The sequence below is a fragment of the Lactococcus sp. S47 genome (genome assembly GCF_016517475.1).
Lineage (GTDB): Bacteria > Bacillota > Bacilli > Lactobacillales > Streptococcaceae > Lactococcus > Lactococcus lactis.
This window is the reverse complement of the sequence record NZ_JACVUB010000019.1, coordinates 1-5122: the sequence shown is the minus strand read 5'-3', so window position 1 is coordinate 5122 and position 5122 is coordinate 1. Positions and strand designations below refer to the sequence as shown.

The 5122-nt window shown below is 48.5% G+C and carries 1 tRNA gene and 3 rRNA genes; all 4 read left to right on the top strand.

From position 1 onward, the window contains the following. The first annotated feature begins 171 nt into the window (after window positions 1-171). The 4 genes from IAE52_RS11335 (at window position 172) to rrf (ending at window position 5122) form a co-directional block, all read left to right on the top strand. Window positions 172-1718: ribosomal RNA gene (locus IAE52_RS11335) — 16S ribosomal RNA — on the top strand. A gap of 93 nt (window positions 1719-1811) precedes the next feature. Continuing rightward, window positions 1812-1884 (top strand) — tRNA-Ala (locus IAE52_RS11330). 138 nt (window positions 1885-2022) lie between these two features. Continuing rightward, window positions 2023-4923, top strand: a 23S ribosomal RNA gene (locus tag IAE52_RS11325). Between the two features lie 83 nt (window positions 4924-5006). Continuing rightward, a 5S ribosomal RNA gene (gene rrf / locus IAE52_RS11320) occupies window positions 5007-5122 on the top strand. Together the 16S, 23S and 5S rRNA genes with 1 tRNA gene alongside form the textbook arrangement of a ribosomal RNA operon.

The window sequence follows — 5122 nt, the reverse complement described above, 5'->3', positions numbered from 1 at the left end:
TAGGTTTGATAGAATATAATAGTTGTCGCAAGAGACGAGAGTCTTGAAGCGATAAGCTAGACCATTGAAAACTGAATAAAGAAGAATGACTCATGTGATGTAGTAAGATACATCAAAAATCTGTCAATCAATAATGAAAGACAAGCCAGTCACTAAGGTGACTTAAATACTTTATTTGAGAGTTTGATCCTGGCTCAGGACGAACGCTGGCGGCGTGCCTAATACATGCAAGTTGAGCGCTGAAGGTTGGTACTTGTACCAACTGGATGAGCAGCGAACGGGTGAGTAACGCGTGGGGAATCTGCCTTTGAGCGGGGGACAACATTTGGAAACGAATGCTAATACCGCATAAAAACTTTAAACACAAGTTTTAAGTTTGAAAGATGCAATTGCATCACTCAAAGATGATCCCGCGTTGTATTAGCTAGTTGGTGAGGTAAAGGCTCACCAAGGCGATGATACATAGCCGACCTGAGAGGGTGATCGGCCACATTGGGACTGAGACACGGCCCAAACTCCTACGGGAGGCAGCAGTAGGGAATCTTCGGCAATGGACGAAAGTCTGACCGAGCAACGCCGCGTGAGTGAAGAAGGTTTTCGGATCGTAAAACTCTGTTGGTAGAGAAGAACGTTGGTGAGAGTGGAAAGCTCATCAAGTGACGGTAACTACCCAGAAAGGGACGGCTAACTACGTGCCAGCAGCCGCGGTAATACGTAGGTCCCGAGCGTTGTCCGGATTTATTGGGCGTAAAGCGAGCGCAGGTGGTTTATTAAGTCTGGTGTAAAAGGCAGTGGCTCAACCATTGTATGCATTGGAAACTGGTAGACTTGAGTGCAGGAGAGGAGAGTGGAATTCCATGTGTAGCGGTGAAATGCGTAGATATATGGAGGAACACCGGTGGCGAAAGCGGCTCTCTGGCCTGTAACTGACACTGAGGCTCGAAAGCGTGGGGAGCAAACAGGATTAGATACCCTGGTAGTCCACGCCGTAAACGATGAGTGCTAGATGTAGGGAGCTATAAGTTCTCTGTATCGCAGCTAACGCAATAAGCACTCCGCCTGGGGAGTACGACCGCAAGGTTGAAACTCAAAGGAATTGACGGGGGCCCGCACAAGCGGTGGAGCATGTGGTTTAATTCGAAGCAACGCGAAGAACCTTACCAGGTCTTGACATACTCGTGCTATTCCTAGAGATAGGAAGTTCCTTCGGGACACGGGATACAGGTGGTGCATGGTTGTCGTCAGCTCGTGTCGTGAGATGTTGGGTTAAGTCCCGCAACGAGCGCAACCCCTATTGTTAGTTGCCATCATTAAGTTGGGCACTCTAACGAGACTGCCGGTGATAAACCGGAGGAAGGTGGGGATGACGTCAAATCATCATGCCCCTTATGACCTGGGCTACACACGTGCTACAATGGATGGTACAACGAGTCGCGAGACAGTGATGTTTAGCTAATCTCTTAAAACCATTCTCAGTTCGGATTGTAGGCTGCAACTCGCCTACATGAAGTCGGAATCGCTAGTAATCGCGGATCAGCACGCCGCGGTGAATACGTTCCCGGGCCTTGTACACACCGCCCGTCACACCACGGGAGTTGGGAGTACCCGAAGTAGGTTGCCTAACCGCAAGGAGGGCGCTTCCTAAGGTAAGACCGATGACTGGGGTGAAGTCGTAACAAGGTAGCCGTATCGGAAGGTGCGGCTGGATCACCTCCTTTCTAAGGAATATATACAAAGACGTGAGCATTCAACTTTATTCAGTTTTGAGGGGTTTAGTGATAAACCTAAGCAAGAATCAAATTCTTGATTGTGGGGCCTTAGCTCAGCTGGGAGAGCGCCTGCTTTGCACGCAGGAGGTCAGCGGTTCGATCCCGCTAGGCTCCATTGTCAGACAAGACGTTAAAATCACTTGAACATTGAAAACTAAATAACAATATCTAATAACGATAAATAAACCAAAAGCTGTGAATTTTAAAGAATTTACAAACTTATACTTGAAAAACGATGATTATAAATCATCATGGCAAAGTTAATAAGGGCGCACGGTGGATGCCTTGGCACTAAGAGCCGATGAAGGACGTGACTAACGACGATATTCTAGGGGGAGCAGTAAGTACGCATTGATCCCTAGGTCTCCGAATGGGGAAACCCAGCTGCTACTAGCAGTTATTCATGAGTGAATACATAGCTCATGTAAAGGTAACGCAGAGAACTGAAACATCTAAGTACCTGCAGGAAGAGAAAGTAAAAACGATTTCGTAAGTAGCGGCGAGCGAACGCGAAGAAGGGCAAACCAAGAAGCTTGCTTCTTGGGGTTGTAGGACTGCAACGTGGACTTAAGCATTATAGTCGAATAACCTGGGAAGGTTAATCAAAGAGGGTAATAATCCCGTAGACGAAATAGCGCTTATACCTAGCAGTATCCTGAGTAGGGCTGGACACGCGAAATCCAGTTTGAATCCGGGAGGACCATCTCCCAACCCTAAATACTCCTTAGTGACCGATAGTGAACCAGTACCGTGAGGGAAAGGTGAAAAGAACCCCGAGAGGGGAGTGAAATAGCACCTGAAACCGTGTGCCTACAAGAAGTTCGAGCCCGTTAATGGGTGAGAGCGTGCCTTTTGTAGAATGAACCGGCGAGTTACGTTATGATGCGAGGTTAAGTTGAAGAGACGGAGCCGTAGGGAAACCGAGTCTGAATAGGGCGACTTAGTATCATGATGTAGACCCGAAACCTAGTGACCTATCCATGAGCAGGGTGAAGGTGTGGTAAGACGCACTGGAGGCCCGAACCAGGACACGTTGAAAAGTGTTTGGATGACTTGTGGATAGCGGAGAAATTCCAAACGAACTGGGAGATAGCTGGTTCTCTCCGAAATAGCTTTAGGGCTAGCGTCGAAATGTAAGTGTATTGGAGGTAGAGCACTGTTTGGGTGAGGGGTCCGTCTAGGATTACCAATCTCAGATAAACTCCGAATGCTAATACACATGTTCGGCAGTCAGACTGCGAGTGCTAAGATCCGTAGTCGAAAGGGAAACAGCCCAGACCAACAGCTAAGGTCCCAAAATATATGTTAAGTGGAAAAGGATGTGGGGTTGCACAGACAACTAGGATGTTAGCTCAGAAGCAGCTATCATTCAAAGAGTGCGTAATAGCTCACTAGTCGAGTGACCCTGCGCCGAAAATGTACCGGGGCTAAACATATTACCGAAGCTTTGGATTGATATTTTATCAATGGTAGGAGAGCGTTCTTAACCGCGATGAAGGTATACCGTGAGGAGTGCTGGAGCGTTAAGAAGTGAGAATGCCGGTATGAGTAGCGCAAGATAAGTGAGAATCTTATCCACCGTAAGACTAAGGTTTCCAGGGGAAGGCTCGTCCGCCCTGGGTTAGTCGGGACCTAAGGCGAGGCCGAAAGGCGTAGTCGATGGACAACTGGTTGATATTCCAGTACTAGATATGATCGTGATGGAGGGACGCAGTAGGCTAAGAGATGCCAGTTAATGGATTCTGGTCTAAGCAGTGAGGTGTGAGATGTGTCAAATGCATTTCTCTTTAACATTGAGCTGTGATGGGGAAGCAACTACGGTTGCGAACTCTCTGATGTCACACTGCCAAGAAAAGCTTCTAGCGTAAAGTCATATCTACCCGTACCGCAAACCGACACAGGTAGTCGAGGCGAGTAGCCTCAGGTGATCGAGAGAACTCTCGTTAAGGAACTCGGCAAAATAGCCCCGTAACTTCGGGAGAAGGGGTGCTGGTGTAAAAGCCAGCCGCAGTGAATAGGCCCAAGCAACTGTTTATCAAAAACACAGCTCTCTGCTAAACCGCAAGGTGATGTATAGGGGGTGACGCCTGCCCGGTGCTGGAAGGTTAAGAGGAGTGCTTAGACGTAAGTCGAAGGTATGAATTGAAGCCCCAGTAAACGGCGGCCGTAACTATAACGGTCCTAAGGTAGCGAAATTCCTTGTCGGGTAAGTTCCGACCCGCACGAAAGGCGTAATGATTTGGGCACTGTCTCAACGAGAGACTCGGTGAAATTTTAGTACCTGTGAAGATGCAGGTTACCCGCGACAGGACGGAAAGACCCCATGGAGCTTTACTGTAGTTTGATATTGAGTACCTGTAAGTCATGTACAGGATAGGTAGGAGCCATTGAAATAGGGACGCTAGTTTCTATTGAGGCGTTGTTGGGATACTACCCTTGACTTATGGTTACTCTAACCCGCTGGCATAATCGGCCAGGGAGACAGTGTCTGACGGACAGTTTGACTGGGGCGGTCGCCTCCTAAAGAGTAACGGAGGCGCTCAAAGGTTGGCTCAGATTGGTTGGAAATCAATCGTAGAGTGTAAAGGTAAAAGCCAGCTTGACTGCGAGAGCTACAACTCGAGCAGGTAGGAAACTAGGACTTAGTGATCCGGTGGTACCGCATGGAAGGGCCATCGCTCAACGGATAAAAGCTACCCTGGGGATAACAGGCTTATCTCCCCCAAGAGTTCACATCGACGGGGAGGTTTGGCACCTCGATGTCGGCTCGTCGCATCCTGGGGCTGTAGTCGGTCCCAAGGGTTGGGCTGTTCGCCCATTAAAGCGGCACGCGAGCTGGGTTCAGAACGTCGTGAGACAGTTCGGTCCCTATCCGTCGCGGGCGTAGGTAATTTGAGAGGATCTGTCCTTAGTACGAGAGGACCGGGATGGACTTACCGCTGGTGTACCAGTTGTTCCGCCAGGAGCACGGCTGGATAGCTATGTAGGGAAGGGATAAGCGCTGAAAGCATCTAAGTGCGAAGCCCACCTCAAGATGAGATTACCCATTCGTAAGAATTAAGAGCCCAGAGAGATGATCTGGTAGATAGGCTGGAAGTGGAAGAGTTGCGAGACTTGGAGCGGACCAGTACTAATCGCTCGAGGACTTTACCAAAAGAGTCAAATATAATATGCTTATGGTTTAAAAGTTAGAAGAATTGTTATTTAGTTTTGAATGTTCAAGGTAACATTTAATGATTTGGTCATCATTGCGATGGAGATACACCTGTTCCCATGTCGAACACAGAAGTTAAGTCCATCTACGGCGGAAGTACTTGGGGGTTGCCCCCTGGGAGATAGGCGAGTGGCCAAGT